Origin of the sequence: Actinokineospora sp. (assembly GCF_050699995.1) — a bacterium.
Lineage (GTDB): Bacteria > Actinomycetota > Actinomycetes > Mycobacteriales > Pseudonocardiaceae > Actinokineospora.
Genome location: NZ_JBOHGC010000504.1, coordinates 1 through 16,486 on the forward strand (window position 1 = coordinate 1; position 16,486 = coordinate 16,486).

22 protein-coding genes are annotated in these 16,486 nt (G+C 69.7%); 13 read left to right on the forward strand and 9 right to left on the reverse strand.

All coding sequences use genetic code 11. The features are described 5' to 3' along the window. Positions 1-27: 27 nt before the first annotated feature. A complete protein-coding gene (locus ACRDSQ_RS25205; protein WP_431424442.1) occupies positions 28-882 on the reverse strand; it encodes an Asp23/Gls24 family envelope stress response protein in 855 nt (284 codons plus the stop codon). Between the two features lie 246 nt (positions 883-1,128). Between ACRDSQ_RS25205 and ACRDSQ_RS25210 the strand changes: the two genes are divergently transcribed. Together ACRDSQ_RS25210 and pntB are read left to right on the forward strand one after the other, a co-directional pair. Further along, positions 1,129-2,655, forward strand: coding sequence for a Re/Si-specific NAD(P)(+) transhydrogenase subunit alpha (locus ACRDSQ_RS25210; protein ID WP_431424443.1), 1,527 nt, complete (start codon positions 1,129-1,131; stop codon positions 2,653-2,655). Between the two features lie 11 nt (positions 2,656-2,666). Continuing rightward, positions 2,667-4,085, forward strand: a complete 1,419-nt coding sequence (pntB, locus tag ACRDSQ_RS25215; protein ID WP_431424444.1) for a Re/Si-specific NAD(P)(+) transhydrogenase subunit beta — start codon at positions 2,667-2,669, stop codon at positions 4,083-4,085. 206 nt (positions 4,086-4,291) lie between these two features. Here pntB and ACRDSQ_RS25220 read toward each other — a convergent pair whose 3' ends face one another. Beyond that, complete coding sequence (locus tag ACRDSQ_RS25220; RefSeq protein WP_431424445.1) at positions 4,292-4,927, reverse strand: TetR/AcrR family transcriptional regulator; 636 nt, start codon at positions 4,925-4,927, stop codon at positions 4,292-4,294. Positions 4,928-4,978: 51 nt separating this feature from the next. On the opposite strand from ACRDSQ_RS25220, the gene ACRDSQ_RS25225 reads away from it, so the two are divergent. Genes ACRDSQ_RS25225 through ACRDSQ_RS25235 form a run of 3 tightly spaced genes read left to right on the forward strand, consistent with a single transcriptional unit; the run spans position 4,979 to position 5,877 of the window. After that, positions 4,979-5,413 carry a YybH family protein gene (locus tag ACRDSQ_RS25225; protein WP_431424446.1) on the forward strand — a complete coding sequence of 145 codons (435 nt, stop codon included), beginning with the start codon at positions 4,979-4,981 and terminating at the stop codon, positions 5,411-5,413. Positions 5,414-5,431: 18 nt separating this feature from the next. After that, positions 5,432-5,566: a hypothetical protein gene (locus ACRDSQ_RS25230; RefSeq protein ID WP_431424447.1), complete on the forward strand. Its 135-nt coding sequence runs from the start codon at positions 5,432-5,434 to the stop codon at positions 5,564-5,566. After that, the gene (locus ACRDSQ_RS25235) at positions 5,563-5,877 is read left to right on the forward strand and encodes a hypothetical protein (protein WP_431424448.1); all 315 of its coding nucleotides are present in this window, start codon (positions 5,563-5,565) and stop codon (positions 5,875-5,877) included. Before ACRDSQ_RS25230 ends, ACRDSQ_RS25235 begins: the two co-directional genes overlap by 4 nt. 46 nt (positions 5,878-5,923) lie before the next feature. Here the strand turns inward: ACRDSQ_RS25235 and ACRDSQ_RS25240 are convergent, their stop codons facing one another. From ACRDSQ_RS25240 to ACRDSQ_RS25255, 4 genes are all read right to left on the reverse strand, one after another. Next, positions 5,924-6,532 (reverse strand): hypothetical protein, encoded by a 609-nt coding sequence (locus ACRDSQ_RS25240; RefSeq protein ID WP_431424449.1) that lies wholly within the window; start codon positions 6,530-6,532, stop codon positions 5,924-5,926. A 108-nt stretch (positions 6,533-6,640) separates the two neighbouring features. Next, positions 6,641-6,853 carry a hypothetical protein gene (locus ACRDSQ_RS25245; protein WP_431424450.1) on the reverse strand — a complete coding sequence of 71 codons (213 nt, stop codon included), beginning with the start codon at positions 6,851-6,853 and terminating at the stop codon, positions 6,641-6,643. 85 nt (positions 6,854-6,938) lie between these two features. Then, positions 6,939-7,823 carry an NAD(P)/FAD-dependent oxidoreductase gene (locus ACRDSQ_RS25250; RefSeq protein WP_431424451.1) on the reverse strand — a complete coding sequence of 295 codons (885 nt, stop codon included), beginning with the start codon at positions 7,821-7,823 and terminating at the stop codon, positions 6,939-6,941. Next, a complete protein-coding gene (locus tag ACRDSQ_RS25255) occupies positions 7,816-8,982 on the reverse strand; it encodes an MFS transporter (protein WP_431424452.1) in 1,167 nt (388 codons plus the stop codon). The genes ACRDSQ_RS25250 and ACRDSQ_RS25255 overlap by 8 nt, the downstream gene beginning before the upstream one ends. Positions 8,983-9,036: 54 nt before the next feature. Between ACRDSQ_RS25255 and ACRDSQ_RS25260 the strand changes: the two genes are divergently transcribed. The 3 genes from ACRDSQ_RS25260 (at position 9,037) to ACRDSQ_RS25270 (ending at position 10,855) form a co-directional block, all read left to right on the forward strand. Continuing rightward, entirely contained in the window at positions 9,037-9,774 is a 738-nt protein-coding gene (locus ACRDSQ_RS25260) for an AraC family transcriptional regulator (RefSeq protein ID WP_431424453.1), read from the forward strand. Positions 9,775-9,855: 81 nt separating this feature from the next. Continuing rightward, the gene (locus tag ACRDSQ_RS25265; RefSeq protein WP_431424454.1) at positions 9,856-10,383 is read left to right on the forward strand and encodes an N-acetyltransferase family protein; all 528 of its coding nucleotides are present in this window, start codon (positions 9,856-9,858) and stop codon (positions 10,381-10,383) included. Between the two features lie 70 nt (positions 10,384-10,453). After that, positions 10,454-10,855 (forward strand): hypothetical protein, encoded by a 402-nt coding sequence (locus ACRDSQ_RS25270; RefSeq protein WP_431424455.1) that lies wholly within the window; start codon positions 10,454-10,456, stop codon positions 10,853-10,855. 1 nt (position 10,856) lies between these two features. Here ACRDSQ_RS25270 and ACRDSQ_RS25275 read toward each other — a convergent pair whose 3' ends face one another. Beyond that, the gene (locus ACRDSQ_RS25275; protein WP_431424456.1) at positions 10,857-11,294 is read right to left on the reverse strand and encodes a phage tail protein; all 438 of its coding nucleotides are present in this window, start codon (positions 11,292-11,294) and stop codon (positions 10,857-10,859) included. Between the two features lie 150 nt (positions 11,295-11,444). Here ACRDSQ_RS25275 and ACRDSQ_RS25280 point away from each other — a divergent pair, with 150 nt between their 5' ends. The 5 genes from ACRDSQ_RS25280 to ACRDSQ_RS25300 all read left to right on the forward strand — a co-directional run bounded on the left by ACRDSQ_RS25280 (position 11,445) and on the right by ACRDSQ_RS25300 (position 15,162). Beyond that, positions 11,445-11,957: a YlcI/YnfO family protein gene (locus tag ACRDSQ_RS25280; RefSeq protein ID WP_431424457.1), complete on the forward strand. Its 513-nt coding sequence runs from the start codon at positions 11,445-11,447 to the stop codon at positions 11,955-11,957. Between the two features lie 69 nt (positions 11,958-12,026). Beyond that, entirely contained in the window at positions 12,027-12,875 is an 849-nt protein-coding gene (locus ACRDSQ_RS25285) for a DUF4097 family beta strand repeat-containing protein (protein ID WP_431424458.1), read from the forward strand. Positions 12,876-12,897: 22 nt separating this feature from the next. Beyond that, positions 12,898-13,851: an ATP-binding cassette domain-containing protein gene (locus ACRDSQ_RS25290; protein ID WP_431424459.1), complete on the forward strand. Its 954-nt coding sequence runs from the start codon at positions 12,898-12,900 to the stop codon at positions 13,849-13,851. Beyond that, positions 13,848-14,666, forward strand: a complete 819-nt coding sequence (locus ACRDSQ_RS25295) for an ABC transporter permease (RefSeq protein ID WP_431424460.1) — start codon at positions 13,848-13,850, stop codon at positions 14,664-14,666. The genes ACRDSQ_RS25290 and ACRDSQ_RS25295 overlap by 4 nt, the downstream gene beginning before the upstream one ends. Before the next feature lie 121 nt (positions 14,667-14,787). Further along, positions 14,788-15,162 carry a DUF427 domain-containing protein gene (locus ACRDSQ_RS25300; RefSeq protein WP_431424461.1) on the forward strand — a complete coding sequence of 125 codons (375 nt, stop codon included), beginning with the start codon at positions 14,788-14,790 and terminating at the stop codon, positions 15,160-15,162. Positions 15,163-15,165: 3 nt separating this feature from the next. Here the strand turns inward: ACRDSQ_RS25300 and ACRDSQ_RS25305 are convergent, their stop codons facing one another. Both ACRDSQ_RS25305 and ACRDSQ_RS25310 read right to left on the reverse strand, forming a co-directional pair. Beyond that, positions 15,166-16,290, reverse strand: a complete 1,125-nt coding sequence (locus ACRDSQ_RS25305; RefSeq protein WP_431424462.1) for a hypothetical protein — start codon at positions 16,288-16,290, stop codon at positions 15,166-15,168. A 52-nt stretch (positions 16,291-16,342) separates the two neighbouring features. After that, positions 16,343-16,486: Imm1 family immunity protein (locus ACRDSQ_RS25310; RefSeq protein WP_431424463.1), on the reverse strand; the 144-nt coding region annotated here is incomplete at its 5' end.

The window sequence follows — 16,486 nt, forward strand, 5'->3', positions numbered from 1 at the left end:
CCCAAGACCGAGCCTGAGCTGTGTCGGTCAGACCGCGTCCGGGATGTGGATGTCGGTGACGTGGACGTCCACGACCGCGACGTCGAGGCCGAGGAACTGCTCGACGGCCTCGACCACGTTGACCCGGACCTGCTCGGCCACCGGGTTGACCGCGTGGCCGAACTCGACGACCAGCGACACCTTGATCGTGGCGACGTCGCCGTCGACCTCGACGGAGATGCCCTCCTCGCCGAGGTCGTGGACGCCATCGGCCTTGCGCGCCACCAGGTTGACGATCTTCGTGACGACCCCGTCGCCGACCGTGGTGCTGCCGCGCGTGCCCGCGGCGGGCCGGGACTCGGCAGGCTCGACGACCGATTCCACGACCGGCTCGGCCTGGTCGCTGTCGTCCACGTCGGCCTCGGCGGCGACGGGCACCGGCGCGTCATCCGACTCGGCGGCAATGGGCTCGGCCTCGCGGTCCTCGTCGCCGAGGTCAGCGGTGTCGTCAGCCGAAGCCGCTTCGTCGGACTCGTCCTCGGCGTCCTCGATGGCTTCGTCATCCTCAGCCACATCGCCCTCGGCAAGGTCGCCCTCGACAACGTCATCTTCGGCATCGTCGTCGGCGGCCTGGTCGACGTCACTGTCCGCGTCAATGTCCGCGTCGAGGTCCTCGGCGGCGTCGGTGTCGGCGGCCTCGACGTCGGTCTCGGCCGAGGCGGTCTCGGTGACCGACTCGGTCACCTCGTCCTCGATCGCTTTGGTGTCAACGGTTTCGTCGGTGACGGCCACGTCCGCGGGGCCGGTGGCGGGCTGAACGGGAGTCGAGGCGCCGGTGTAGTCACCGTGGCGGGGAGCGTCGTACTTGGAGCGGCCGAAGATGCTGTTGATCACGTCGGACATGGCTGGGGATTCCCCTTTGCGGGAGCGGCGACGGAGGGGGGAGGTGAGCAGACGGCGCCATGATAGGGGCACTCCCGACAGGCTGATCAACTTGCGTGTCGATCCGACTCCGATCCGTAATCTACTGGTGAGTAGCGACGAATATCACGAGGCCGAATCCTCCTTCGACGACTCGGTACGCCGTACGCTGCTGCCTCACTAACCATGCGCTCGGTGGACGTTGACGACAGTCGAAGGAACTCACGCATGAAGATAGGTGTTCTCAAAGAGGCTCGGCCCGGCGAGACGCGGGTGGCGGCCACGCCGGCGACGGTGGTGCAGCTGCGCAAGCTCGGCTACGAGGTGGTCGTCGAACCCGGTGCGGGCGCGGCGTCGAGTTTCTCCGACGACGCGTACGTCGAGCAGGGCGCGGCGATCGGCTCGGCGCTCGCCGCCGACATCGTCTTCGGGGTGAACGCGCCGTCGACCGAGCAGCTCGACGGCCTGGCCCCCGGCGCGACGCTGATCAGCCTCCTCAGCCCCGGCCTGAACCCGGAGCTGGTCGAGGACCTCGCCAAGCGGCCGATCACGGCGCTGTCGATGGACGCGGTTCCCCGGATCTCGCGGGCGCAGTCGCTCGACGTGCTGTCCTCGATGGCGAACATCGCGGGCTACCGGGCCGTCGTGGAGGCCGCGCACGTGTTCGGCCGGTTCTTCACCGGCCAGGTGACGGCGGCGGGCAAGGTCCCGCCTGCGAAGGTGCTGGTCGCGGGCGCCGGTGTCGCGGGACTCGCGGCGATCGGCGCCGCGGGTTCCCTGGGCGCGATCGTGCGCGCCACCGACCCGCGCCCCGAGGTCGCCGACCAGGTCAAGTCGCTGGGCGGCGAGTACCTCGCGGTCGAGGCCCCCGACGTCGAGGTCTCCGCGACGGGCTACGCCAAGGAGATGTCGGACGACTACAACGCCAGGGCCGCCGCGCTGTACGCGGCCCAGTGCCAGGACGTCGACATCATCATCACCACGGCGCTGATCCCGGGCCGTCCCGCGCCGACGTTGATCACCGCCGAGATGGTGGCGAGCATGAAGTCCGGCAGCGTGATCGTCGACATGGCGGCCGCGAACGGCGGCAACGTCGAGGGTGTGGTGGCAGGCGAGGCCGCCGTCACCGACAACGGCGTGACGATCATCGGCTACACCGACCTGGCAGGCAGGCTGCCCGCGCAGGCGTCGCAGCTGTACGGCACCAACCTGGTCAACCTGATGAAGCTGATGACGCCCGGCCAGGACGGCGAGCTTGTCCTGGACTGGGACGACGTCGTGCAGCGCTCGATGACTGTCGTGAAGTCCGGCGAGTCGGCCTGGCCGCCGCCGCCCGTGCAGGTGTCCGCGGCTCCCTCGGCCGCCGCGCCCGCGGCCCCGGCGAAGTCGCCGCAGGTCAAGGCTCCCCCGCCGGCGAGCCGCCGCTTCATGGTCGTCGGCATCGGCGCGGCCCTGCTGTTCCTGCTCGCGGCTCTCTCGCCGCAGGCGCTGCAGGGGCACCTGACCGTGTTCGCGCTGGCGATCGTGATCGGCTACTACGTGATCGGGCACGTGCACCACGCGCTGCACACGCCGCTGATGTCGGTGACCAACGCGATCTCCGGGATCATCGTGGTCGGCGCCCTGCTGCAGATCGGTCAGGGCGACACGGCGATCACGGTGCTCTCGGCCGTGGCGATCCTGTTCGCCAGCATCAACATCTTCGGTGGCTTCGCGGTCACTCGTCGCATGCTCGCCATGTTCTCGCGAAGCTGAGGGGCTGACAGATGACCATCGAGATCTCCGCGCAGGCCGCGTACATCGTCGCCGCCCTGCTCTTCATCCTGGCCCTGGCCGGGCTGTCCAAGCACGAGACCGCCAAGGCGGGCAACGCTTTCGGCATGGCGGGCATGGTGGTCGCGCTGGCGGCCACGATTGCGCTCGCCGCGAACCGTGACATCGAGGGCATCGGCCTGGCCCTGCTGATCGGCGCGACGGTCATCGGCGCGGCCATCGGGCTGTACCGGGCCCGCAAGGTCGAGATGACCGGGATGCCCGAGCTGATCGCCCTGCTGCACAGTTTCGTGGGTCTGGCCGCGGTGCTGGTCGGCTGGAACGGCTACCTGCACGTCGAGCACCACCTCGACGGCCCCGAGGCCGCGGCGCTGGCGGCGGCGGACACGCTGGGCATCCACCACGGCGAGGTGTTCATCGGTGTCTTCATCGGCGCGGTGACCCTGACCGGCTCGATCGTGGCGTACCTGAAGCTGTCGGCCCGCATCAAGTCCAACCCACTGATGCTGCCTGGCAAGAACTTCCTCAACCTGGGCGCCCTGGTCGTGTTCGCCGGCCTGACCACGTGGTTCGTGATCGACCCACAGCTGTGGCTGCTGGTCGCGGTCACGGTGGTCGCCCTGTTGCTCGGCTGGCACCTGGTCGCCTCCATCGGCGGCGGCGACATGCCGGTCGTGGTGTCGATGCTCAACAGCTACTCCGGCTGGGCCGCGGCCGCGTCGGGCTTCCTGCTCGAGAACAACCTGCTGATCATCACCGGTGCCCTCGTCGGCTCCTCGGGTGCGTACCTGTCCTACATCCTGTGCCGCGCGATGAACCGGTCGTTCATCTCGGTGATCGCCGGAGGCTTCGGGATCGAGGCCGGCCCGGCGGAGGACAAGGACTATGGCGAATACCGGGAGATCACCGCGCAGGGCGTCGCCGAGATGCTTTCCTCGGCCGACACCGTGATCATCACCCCCGGCTACGGCATGGCGGTCGCGCAGGCGCAGTACGGCGTGGCCGAGCTGACCCGCAAACTACGCGAGAAGGGCGTCGACGTCCGGTTCGGCATCCACCCGGTCGCCGGACGGCTGCCCGGGCACATGAACGTGCTGCTGGCCGAGGCGAAGGTGCCCTACGACATCGTGCTCGAGAAGGCCGAGATCAACGACGACTTCGACGCCCCCGCCGTCGTCCTCGTGATCGGCGCCAACGACACGGTCAACCCGTCCGCGGCGGAGGACCCGGCCAGCCCGATCGCCGGGATGCCGGTGCTCAAGGTCTGGGAGGCCGACAACGTGATCGTGTTCAAGCGGTCCATGGCCTCGGGCTACGCCGGTGTGCAGAACCCGCTGTTCTTCCGCGAGAACTCCGCGATGCTGTTCGGCGACGCCAAGGACCGGGTCGGCGACATCCTCGTGTCGCTCTGACGACCGAAGAAGCCGCACCCCCGAACCGGGGTGCGGCTTCTTCGGTGTTTGCGGGCCGCGTGGCCGGGCACCCTTCGGCAGCGCGGACGAACGGTGGCCATGAACTCTCTCAGCCGCACGGTTCGCAAGGCGATGGCGTTCGTCGAGCAAGGGCGCACCACGGCGGGCAAGGTCGTCGTCTCGATGTGAGCGGTTATGGCGAGCCGCTAAGCAACTAAGAGTGAGATCCAGAGTGTGCCCAGCCGCTCGGCATAGCGTTCGTCGGTCCACCCTCGCTGGTGGACCAGCCGGTTCCACAGCGAGCCGTCGGTCGTGGCCCAGAGGAGGTCTCGGCACTCCACTTCGGACACCGCGAGCCGCCCGGTGGCCGCGGCGGCGCGGGCGTGCACGGTCATCGCTTCCAGTCGCTGCCGGTCGATCTCCGCGAGCATGGCCGCGGCGGCCTTGTCGCTCGCGGCGGCGCCTTGGACGGCGAGGTGTAGGGGCGCGGTGCGGCGCATGACGGCGGTGTTGGCCACCGCGAAGGCGGTGAGGCGGGTCGCGAGGTCCGGTTCGTCCAGCACCGCGCGGAACTCCGGTCGCTCGTGGACCAGCAGGTCTTCGTCGTCGCCGCCGACGGTCACGTCCCACGCCCGGTGCAGCAGCGTGGGCTTGTTCTTGAACCCCGCGTAGACCGTCTCGACGGCCAGGCCCGCGGCCTCGGCGACGTCGGCCATCGTGGTCCGGCCGTAGCCGCGTTCCACGAACAGCGCGCACGCGGCCCGCAGGACACGCCGCTGGTTGTCCCCGGCCTGCTGCCGGCGCCGGGTCGCGTCGTATCGCCTCTTGACTCCCTCGCTCATTAGGCACACTCTAACTGTATTGAACACAGTCCGCATGTATTGGAGTGCGTCATGACCTCACGACTCGACGCGTTCCTCGACGAGATGCTGCCCAAGCAGGTCGCCGCGGAAACCGCGATCCACCGCGGAGACGTCGGACCACGGATCGAGATCTGGTCCAAGCACGACCCGGTGACCATGTTCGGCGCGGCCGTCCCCGTGCGCATGGGCTGGGAGGAGATGAACCGGACGTTCCACTGGGTCGCGACCCGGTTCGCCGACTCGACCGACTTCCGGTTCGAGGTTCTCGCGGCCGGGGCGAGCGGCGATCTCGCCTACACGATCGGCCTCGAACACAACACGGTCGGCGTCGACGGCGCGGAGCCGTCGACCTACACGCTGCGCGTCACCCACATCTACCGGTTCGAGGACGGGGAGTGGAAGATCGTCCACCGGCACGGCGACCTTGTCCCAGCGGACAAGGAGAAGTTCCCGCCCGCGAGGTGACCGACCTACGCTCATCGGATGACGCTGCGGCCGGCGGACCTGCCGGCCGGACTGTCCCGGCTCGCCGACCTGGGCTTCGGACTCATCGTGGGCGAGGCGGTCGGCGTCCCTCGCCGTCGCCCCCGGCCGCGATCTGGGCCTGCCCGACGGTGACGTGCGCGCCGCGATGCACACGGTGGCACCGACCGCGCCGACCGCGCCCGACGAACCTCACGCTGAACCCGAACAGCGGCTCCCCCGAGATCTGGCTGGACTGGACGACGTCGACCGATGACACCGACCCGCCGAACCTGATCCTCTACGACGTCTACCAGAACGGGGTCTTCGCCGAGCACGGCAGCATCGGCGCGGGCGAGACGATCGTGTCCTGCGATTTCACCGGCCCCACCGACGTCGTGGCGCGGGCCGTCGACACATCCGGCAACGTGTCGGGTCCGAGCAACGCCATCACGTTCGACTGCTGAGGCGTGCCTCCGGGGGTGAGGGCGTCTCACCCCCGGAGGCGCGGGTTCAGCGCGGTCCGTACATCCACGGGTTCTTGATGTCGAAGTACGTCGGTGGGCCCGCCATCAGCCCCTGCATCTCGTCCATCTGCGCCTTCAGCTCCGGGGGCGCTTCCTTCTGCTCCCCCTTGCGTGCTTCGGCCTCGTTGGTGAAGAACATCTCCATCGCGTACCGGCCGTCGGGCAGGTTCGCGCCGACGGTGCCGAGCACGTCCGGCCGGAACTCGGCCCACTTGTCCGCGTTCTCCATCGACAGCGCGGCGCCCCGTTGCGGGTCGGTCGCCCGCCCCTCCATGATCTGCACGAACTGGGCCTTCGCCGGGTCGCCCGGCAGGTCCTCCGTGACCTGGTCGCTGTCGAGGAACTCCGCGCCCTGGGGGAACAACTTGGAAGTCTCCTCCCACCAGGCGCCCTGCTCCGGCCGGTCGCTGTTCTGCCGGGCGTGCTCCGGCGTGTCGAACCGCACGAAGCACACGCAGGTGCCGTCGTCGGTCACGCCGCAGGTCGACCCCAGCCACCCCTCCGCTTGGGGAGCGAGGTCTCGCATCCACTTGTCCAACTGCTCGTGCATCCGGTTCGCATCGGACACCTTGCCCTGCACTACCTGCACAAACATGACGAGCCTCCCGATTGCGCGGCCATCGGCCGTCGGTGGCCGGGCCTCCGCAGCCACCGACACTACGACCGCCGCGAGCCCGCCGCCCGCCGATCATCAGCCGAGCCGTCACGTCCAGGTGCGGTCGGGGTCGGCGCCCGCGAGGATGGTCGCCCGGTCCCCCGTGGGCGGGTAGATCCGCTCCTGGTTGATCGTCCGCTTCAGCGCCTTGGCGTCGCGGCGCACGACGGTGCGTTCCAGCCCGGTAGTCAGGATCGCGCCCACGGGACCGAGGTCGAGGCAGGTCGCGTACGGCTCGGCGGTGAACGGGGTGAGCGGCACACCGAGCAGGTCGGCCGCGGCGTTGTGTCCCGCGCGTTTGCCGAGTGGGATGGCGTGTTGGCAGCTCGGCAGAGTCAGGGTGCCGTCACCGGTGTCGGCCGCGGGCGACGTCGCCCGCGGTGAACACAGTGGGGGCCTGCGGGACGCGCAGGTACCGGTCGACGTGGAGCCTGCCCACCGGGTCGAGTCGGCCGCCGACCTTGGCCGTCAGCGGGCCGGCGGCGATGCCCGCGGTCCACACGACGGTCCGCGCCTCGATGGTGGAGCCGTCGCTGAGGTCCACAGTGTCCGGTCCGACAGCGGTGACGGCGACGCCGAGGCGGACTTCGACGTCCAGCTCGGCGAGTGCCGCGCTGATCGTGGGCCGGGGTCCGTCGCCCAGTTGCGGCACGAGGCGGTCGGCAAGCTCGATCAGGCACACCCGGACCTCCGCGGGCGCCTGCGCCACCCGCCGCAGGCGGTCCACCAGTTCGCAGGCGACCTCGATGCCGGTGAACCCGGACCCGACCACCACCGCCGTGAAGCGTCCGGGGCCGTAGGTGTCCGGCAGGCCGCTCAAGTGCCGGTCGAGGGCTTCGGCACTCTCGATCGTGTCGACGTCGTGCACCAGGCTCGCCCCCGCGACCAGCGGTCGGCGGACGCCGCTGCCGGTGGCGAGGACGAGGCGCCCAAAGGGTTCCTGGCCGATTCCCCCATCCGCGCGGACAAGGTCGACCCGCTGGTCGGCGACGCTCATCCCGGTCACCTCGGCCATCGTGCGGCGAACCCCCAGTGGCCGCAGCACGCTGTCCAGGGGGACGCGCATCCGAGAGGGGTCGGCCTCGTAGAGCCTGGGCTTGATCACCAGGTCGGGTCCGGTCGACACGAGCAGGATGTCGAGTTCGCACCCGGCCGCGTCGGCGACGCGGGTCGCCGACATCGCGGCCCAGACGCCCGCGAAGCCGCCGCCGACGATCAACAGGTCAGCCATGGTGTTGGAGTTCCTTTCCGGTCGTGGTCGATTCCGCGACCTCAGGGGTGGGTTCGGAGAGCGTGCGGCTGAGCAGCCAGGCGGCGGCGGGCGCGACGGCGAGACAGGCCAGCGCGACCCGCAGTGAAGTCGACTCCGCGACGGCGGCGACCCCCATGGCGAACACCCCACCGGCCGAGACCGCCAGCCCCAGCGTGACGCCACTCGCTGTCGCCGCCCGGCTCGGCAGGTAGTCCTGGCCCAGCGTGATGTGCAGCGAGAACGGAACGTAGAGGGCAACCGCGGCGAGGAATACCAGGCCGTAGACCGCCTGCCCGGGCATGAGCACGACGCCGGGCACGGCGAGCGAGGCCGCCGCGTAGGCCATCCGCACCGCGCGGACCCGGCCCCAGCGCCGCGCCACGCGGCCGCCGAGCAGGGTGCCGACGGCGCCACCCGCGAACAGGCAGGCGATCGCCACCGTCGCCGACCCGCCGGGACGCTGGGCGACGAACAAGCCGACGAAGGTGCTCAGTCCGATGTAGACGATGGAGCGCAGGACCGTCACCGCGGTCAGCCGCAGGAACGACGGCCAGTCGTCCGCGGTGCGCGGCGGGGCTTGGCCACGAGGGCGGGATCCACGGCGCAGCAAGGGAAGCGTGGCCGCGATCCCGATGATCGCGGGCAGCACGAGATACGGCGTGCCGTCCAGCCCCCGCCAGGCCAGGACCGGGACGGCGAGCAGCGGCGCGACGGCGAAGCCGAGGTTGCCACCCAGGGAGAACCAGCTCATCGCCACCGGTCCCCCGTCGCCGACGGTCCGGGCCAGTCTGGCCGCCTCCGGGTGGTAGGCGGCCACACCGACCCCGGAGAGCGCGACGACGAGCAGCGTGGCGGTGTAGGAGTCCACAACGCCGACCAACCCGGCGCCGAGGCCGGTGGCGGCCATGCCCACGGGAACGAGCCAGGACAGCGACCAGCGGTCGGCGGCCAGCCCGAACAGCGGCTGGGTGAGCGCGGACAGCGCGGTCGCGGCGAGCACGAACCCGGACACGGCCGAGTAGTCATAGCCGCGCTCTAAGACCAGGAACGGGATGAGCACGGGGATGAGGCCCTGATAGAGGTCCACGGCGCCATGACCGACCGACAACAGCACCTTCGGCAGACGTCTGTTTCGCATGCCTGCAGCTTGGCCGCCGGACCCACTGGCAGACTTCCACTATCCTGCCTTGTTATGTCGACTTCCCGCCATCAGCCGACAGCGCCGACCAGGCTCCACCGGTTGGCAGGCGGCGCGCGGATCGACCTGCACCGCCACGACGACCACCAGATCATCTACGCCGCGACCGGCGTCTTGTCGGTGGCGACGGACCGCGGCACCTGGATCGCGCCCGCCACCCGGGCCATCTGGGTGCCCGCGGGCGTTCCGCATGAGCACCGCGCCTACGGGCAGACCGACCTGCACCTGGTCGGACTCGCGGCGGCGGACAACCCACTGAACCTCGACACACCGGCCGTGCTGTCGGTCGGACCGCTGCTGCGGGAGCTGATCGTCGCCTACACCGCCGACCCGTCGGACGGCAGCCCGCAACGCGCTCGGGTGCGCGCGGTGATGCTCGACCAGTTGCGGCAGAGCCCGCAGCAGCCGCTGCGGCTGCCCACCGCGCAAGACCAGCGGCTGGCCGCCATCTGTGCCGCTCTCGACGCGGAACCCGCTGACAACCGCACCCTCGCGGCGCTCGGCGCCCAGGTCGGGGCCAGTGAGCGGACGCTGTCGCGACTGTTCCGCACGGAGTTCGCGATGACCTTTCCGCAGTGGCGCACCCAGCTTCGGCTGCACCACGCGCTCGTCCTGCTGGCCGAGGGCCACGCGGTGACCACGGTCGCCCACCGGTGCGGATGGGCGACGGCGAGCACCTTCATCGACGTGTTCCGCCATGCGTTCGGCCACACGCCGGGCCGAAACCGCTGACTGTCAACGGGTCGGCCCTGCGATGGGAACCTCCACGTCCGAACCCATTCGAACTCCGATGAGGATGGAAGGATCAGCAGCATGGTCGACCTCCGAGAGGCGGCGCGAACCGACGCCCACGGCATCGCCACCGTGCTGGTGCGGTCCTGGCGCGTCGCCTACCGCGGACTGCTCCCCGATGACGTCTTGGCCGGACTGTCCATCCCCGAGCGCGAACAGTTCTGGTCCGATGCCCTCACCGCCCGCCCGCCGCGCACCCATGCCGTCGTCGCGACAATCGAGGACAACATCGTCGGCTTCGCCGCGACGGGTCCGCCGCTCGTGCCCGCGGACCAAGACGACCCCACTCTCGGTGACCTCTACGCGCTCTACCTCTCCCCCGACGTCTGGCGCCGCGGCATCGGCGCCCGACTCCACGCCGCCGCCCTCGACGGGCTCCGGTCCTGCGGCTTCACCCATGCCGGCTTGTGGGTGCTCGACACCAACGACCGCGCACTGGGCTTCTACCTTCACCACGGCTGGACCGACACCGGACGTTCCCAGCTCGACCAAGGCTCCGGGGGCGTCGAACTGCGCGAACGGCGACTCCACCGCGATCTGAGCACCTGAACATTAGTCGCGATGTTGACCATCCGCCTACGCTGCCGGACGTCGGGCAGGTGGGTGAAAGGTGTTGACGATGAAGCTGAGAACCAGTGGGGGCCGCGCGCTGGCCGGCTTGTTCCTGTTCTGCGCGGTGTTCGCCCTGGTGTTCATGATCCGAACCGCCGGCGACCGCGCGACGTGGCCGACGGCCGAGGGCACCGTGACCGAGCGGACCGCCAGCGGGCGCAGCATCTCGGTGGTCGTGTCCTACCCGGGCCCGAACGGCACCGAGGTGGCGAAGGTGGCGGAGACCGGCTCCGCCCACCAAGTCGGCGAGCGCGTCAAGGTTCGCTATGAGGTCACCGACGGCCGGGTCACCGATGTCGCGCTCGACGATGCCCGCCAGGCCCACGTGGTCGTGATCGTCCTCGCGGGCCTGGCCACTCTGGGCGGCCTGTTCTTCAACATCGCCGCCTGGCGCCGCCTCCCGGATTGACCTACTCGGCGTCCATCCGCTCGTAGGCGACGACGAGCTTCTCGGTGAGCACGCTGGTGTCGCCCGCGGCCAGCGACGCGGTCTCCAGGCTCTTCGCCGTGACGTCGGCCAACCGGTAGCGCTTGATCGGCGCGCCCTCGGCGTCGTAGACGGTGATCGCGACGACCTTCGGTGGAGTCTTCGCGAACTGCGTGTCCTTCAACCACTTCTCGAAGCTGTTGTCGGCCGTGACGGCGCGCGTGAAGGTGACCTCACCTGCCTTGTGCCTGCCCGGCAGCTTGCTGACGACGTATTTCCCGTCGGCGGCGTTCTGCTTGACCTCGACGGCGTCCGTTCGCGCCTTCAGGCCTGCGATCTCGTGGATCCCCTCGATCCGCACACCGTCGACCTCCAACCCGTACGAGTGGCCGATCGAGCCGTCGAGATCGGGAAGTGCCATGAGCTGTCCACCTTTCTGATCACTTAGGACGAGACTGCTGCCACCGGGGAGTGGCGTCAACTCGACCGCGAACAGGCGACCTGAGCCATATTGGTGCCATTTTGAGCCAACATGGTTGTGCGTGGTGCCACGAGGTGCCATAGTGGTGCCATGGACCTGACACCGTATGTGGATTCGCTCGGTCGTGAGCTGCTGACGGTCGCCGAGACCGGTGGCGGGGACGCCGGCGCCCTGATCGAGCGGCTGACTGTGTCGATGGAGTCGGCGATTCGGCTGACCCTGCTGGAGGCATTGTCGGCCGCCGCTGACGAGATCACCCGCGACCTGGCTCCCGGGTCGGTTCAGGTGCGGCTGCGGGGACGCGACCCGAACTTCGTGGTGGCGGCCGGACAGGCCGAGCAGCCGGTCGGGGACACCCCGGAGCCCGCGCCCATCGACGACACCCTGGCGGGCTTCGACGACGGCCCGGCGACCCGGATCAACGTCCGGCTGCCCGAACAGCTCAAGGCCGCGATCGAGGAGGCCGCGAGCCGGGAGGGCCGGTCCGTCAACGCCTGGCTCGTCCGGGCCGCCTCGACCGCACTGCAGGGCCCTGAGCGCGATCACGGCTCCGACCGGCGCGGCAAGCGCGGGGCGCAGCGCTACACCGGCTGGGCGCGCTGACCCGGCCCCGAACTCTTCAACGCCCCCACCAGCGGGGATGTTCTTCCGACACACCATGAGGGGACAGCCATGCCTGTTTTCGCCACCGAGGAACCGATTTCCGTGACGATCGAACTCGCCGTCGGCGACGTGCGGATCGTCGCGACCGACCGGACCGACACCGTCGTCGAGGTGCGGCCGAGCGACGAGTCCGACGAGTCCGATGTGGAGGCCGCGCAGAAGACCCGGGTCGAGTACGCCGACGGCACACTGCTGGTCCGCGGGCCGAAGTCACGCGCCCTCGACTTCTCCAAGAAGACCCGGTCGGTCGACGTGCTGATCGAACTCCCCGCGGGCTCGAAGGTGCACAGTGACCTGTCGGTCGCCGATGTCCGCACCACGGGTGTGTTGGGCGAGTGCCGGTTCAAGACCTCGGTCGGGCACTTCCGCCTCGACCGGACCGGCCCGCTGCGCCTGGACACCTCCGGTGGCAACGTCACCATCGAGGCGGTCGCGGGCAACGCCGAAGTCGCCACGGGCACCGGGCGGATCACGATCGGCGAGATCGGCGGCGCCGCCGTCATCAAGAACTCCAACGGCAACACCGACCTCGGCACGGTCACCGGCGAGTTGAAGGTCCGCTCGGCCAACGGCGACATCACCGTCGACCGGGCGCGGGCGAAGGTGGAAGCCAAGACCGCCAACGGAAGCATCCGCGTCGGCGAGGTCGCGCGCGGCGTGGTCACGCTGAACACGTCGGCGGGCGACCTTGAGATCGGTGTCGCCGAGGGCACCGCCGCCTGGCTCGACCTCAACACCGGACACGGGCGGGTGCACAAGACGCTGGACGACGTCAGCCAGGGACCGGACAAGTCCGAGGAGACCGTCGAAGTCCGCGCGCACACCGCATACGGCGACATCACCGTCCGCCGTTCCTGAATCTCTCGAAGGGGGAACCACCATGACCACGAACCAGCCCGCGATCACCGCCACCGGACTGCGCAAGTCGTTCGGAGACCACGTCGTGCTCGACGGAATCGACCTACATGTCCCACGGGGGACCGTTTTCTCCCTCCTCGGCGCCAACGGCGCGGGCAAGACCACCATGGTCAAGATCCTGTCCACGCTGATCAACGCCACCGGCGGCACCGCGACGGTCGCGGGCCACGACCTGGCCGCCGACCCGGACGCCGTCCGCGCCGCGATCGGCGTCACCGGGCAGTTCTCCGCGGTCGACAACCTGTTGACCGGCCAGGAAAACCTGATCCTGATGGCCGACCTGCACCACCTCGGCCGCGCCGCGGGCAGGCGCCGCGCCGCCGAGCTGCTCGACCAGTTCGACCTCGTCGAAGCGGGCAAGAAGGCCGTGTCGACCTACTCCGGCGGGATGCGGCGGCGGCTGGACCTCGCGATGACGCTGGTCGGCTCCCCGCAGGTGATCTTCCTCGACGAGCCGACCACCGGCCTGGACCCGCGCAGCCGCCGCGGCATGTGGCAGATCGTGCGCGACCTCGTCGCCGGCGGCGTCACCATCTTCCTCACCACGCAGTACCTGGAGGAAGCCGACGAACTCGCCGACCGGATCGCGGTCCTCGAGCACGGCAAGATCGTCGCCGAGGGCACCGCGGACGAACTCAAGCGACGCATCCCCGGCGGCCACGTCCAACTGCGCTTCGCCGAGGTCCGCGACCTCGAATCCGCCGCCCGCGCCCTGGGCCAGGTCTCCCGCGACAGCGACACCCTCGACCTGCGGGTGCCGCACGACGGCAGCCTCCGCTCGCTCAAGGGCCTGCTCGACCGGCTCGACAGCGCCTCGGTCGAGGTCGACTCGCTGAGCGTGCACACCCCCGACCTGGACGACGTCTTCCTCGCCCTCACCGGCAACCCCAAGAACGAGAAGGTGGCCTCCCGATGAGCACCATGGTGATCAACCCCGTCACGAAGCCGCTGACCCACGCGCTGACCGACTCGGCGACGATGCTTCGCCGCAACCTCAAGCGAATGCTGCGGTACCCGTCCATGACGGTGATGCTCGTCGGCATGCCGGTCGTCTTCCTGCTGCTGTTCGTCTACGTCTTCGGCGGCACCCTCGGCGCCGGGATCAGCGGCGCCTCCGGCGGGCGCGCGCAGTACGTCAACTACGTCACCCCGGCGATCATCCTGATGACGATCTCCGCCGCCGTCCAGGGCACCGCGATCTCGGTCGCCATGGACATGACCGAGGGCATCGTCGACCGGTTCCGCACCATGTCGATCGCCCGCGTGTCCGTCCTCACCGGACACGTCCTCGGCAGCCTGATCCAGACGATGTTCAGCATCACCGTGGTCATCGGAGTGGCGCTGCTGGTCGGTTTCCGCCCCACGGCGAGCGTCGGCGACTGGTTCGCCACCGCCGGTGTGCTGGTGATGATGACCTTCGCCCTCGTGTGGCTGTCGGTCGCGCTGGGCCTGGCGAGCAGGAGCGTCGAGGCGTCGAGCAACGTCGGGATGCCGCTGATCCTGCTTCCTTTCCTGGGCAGCGGATTCGTGCCCACCGACTCGATGCCCACGGTGCTGCGCTGGTTCGCCGAGTACCAGCCGTTCACCCCGCTCATCGAGACCCTGCGCGGCCTGCTGATGGGCACGCCGATCGGCGACAACGCCGTCATCGCGGTCGCGTGGTGTGTCGTCATCGCGCTCGGCGGCTACCTGTGGTCGAAGAAGCTGTTCAACCGCGAATCCACGCGATAGTTCACTTTCCGCCGAAGCTCCGCGGCCGCGGTCAGGCCGCGGAGCCTTGTCGGGTTCAGCACGCAGGCACTTGTCGCGCGGCGGGTTCCGTGATGATGTTGAGGAGGGAGGGTGATCGCCGATGATGCGTGCGGTGTGGAACGGCGTGGTGCTGGCGGAGGCGCCGACGACGGTGCGGGTGGAGGGCAACCACTACTTCCCGCCCGACTCGCTGCGCCGGGAGTTCTTCGTGGAGAGCCGGACCAAGTCGGTGTGCCCGTGGAAGGGCCTGGCCCGCTACTACACGGTGACGGTGGACGACGAGGTCAACCGGGACGCGGCCTGGTACTACCCACATCCCAGTCCCCTGGCCCGACGGATCAAAGACCACGTCGCGTTCTGGCACGGTGTCCAGGTGGAGGGCGAACCCGAAGGTGACCGCCCTGGTCTGCTGGAGCGGCTGCCCACGTTGCTTGGCGGGAAGCGCACCACAGGTCAGGTGGCCCCGCCTCAGTAGTTCTCAGTAGTTGAAGTCCGGCGCGTCGACGGGGACGACCGGAGGCCATGGGTTGTGGTGCAGGGCGTCCTCGGTGATGGCGGTGCCGTGGAACCAGCCATGTGTCCGGTCGGCCGCGGTGGTCTCGTGGGCGTCGATGTAGTCCAGGTGCAGCCACGACCAGACCTCATGTGATGGGCACGGCCCGGTCCGCGGGCTCGGATCGCCGACCACCTCGGATTGGACGAGGACGTCGAGGTGGTAGGCGGCGGAGAACCAGCGCGCGGTGTCGCGCTCGGCGGAGCAGACGTCACGGTGCCACGTGGTGCTCGAAGCGTCGTCGCTGCCCAGGCCACCCGCGCCGATCGACCGTGCGGCCATCCGTCGCACCAAGGGCACGGAGTCCCGCAGCGAGTCGAACTGCCCGCGGGCGACCAGCGCGTTGGCGTAGTGGCCGGGGCCGTTGACGGAGATCAGCAGCCCGCCCGGCACCCGGCGGTCGTGGTGGCGGCGCAGGTGCGCGCCGGTGTGGAAGAGCTGCACGCTTGCCTTGAACACCCGCAGGACGCCGTCCTTGCCGCGCAAGGGAATCGCCTCGGTGTAGATGACATCGGGCTGGACCGGCGCCCATTCGACCAGGTAGAGCGAGGCGAGGTCCGCCGAGAGCCGCACCAGTTCCTGACTTGGGCGCGCGTGGGCGAGCCGCGCGCTGTTGAACATGATGAGGAACGCACTGCTCTCCCCCAGCGCCGCCTGTTCCTTCCAGCCGCGCCGGGCGTCCGCGATCCGGGCGGCCACCGCCGCCCACCCGGCGTCCATTGTGGAGTCGTCGATCCAGCACAGCGTCATGCCCAGACCTTTCGCCGCCGCACCGGACTTCGTCGCCACCCGGCCGAAGACACACGGCTGGTGGCGGGTCACCCAGTCCAGGAACGCGGCCCGTTTCGCCTCCTCGGGCGCCGCTGACAACAGCACCTGATTCGCCGCGTCGATGTCGGGACCGTACGACGTGCCGGGCGGAAACCGCGGGAGACGGTCGAGCACGTCGGGTGTGAGAGCAGCGGACACCACGTCCATGGCCACCTCGAGGTCGAAGATCCGCGCCGCCCCAGCCTGGCCAACCTTCGGCCCGCCCGCCAAAGCGACCACACGATCAGGTGAAACCGATCGGACCCGGTCGAGGATCCGTCAAGAGGCGCACCTATCCCTGCCACGTCACACAGTTCGGCCGCTTCCCGCCGCTCGTCAGCAGCTGCCACATGGCTTGCTTCACCAGGTCCAGTGACACTTCAGAGTCAGCCGGAAAGTCGTGGCCAGTGCCGAAGTAAGCAAACTCAACCCCATC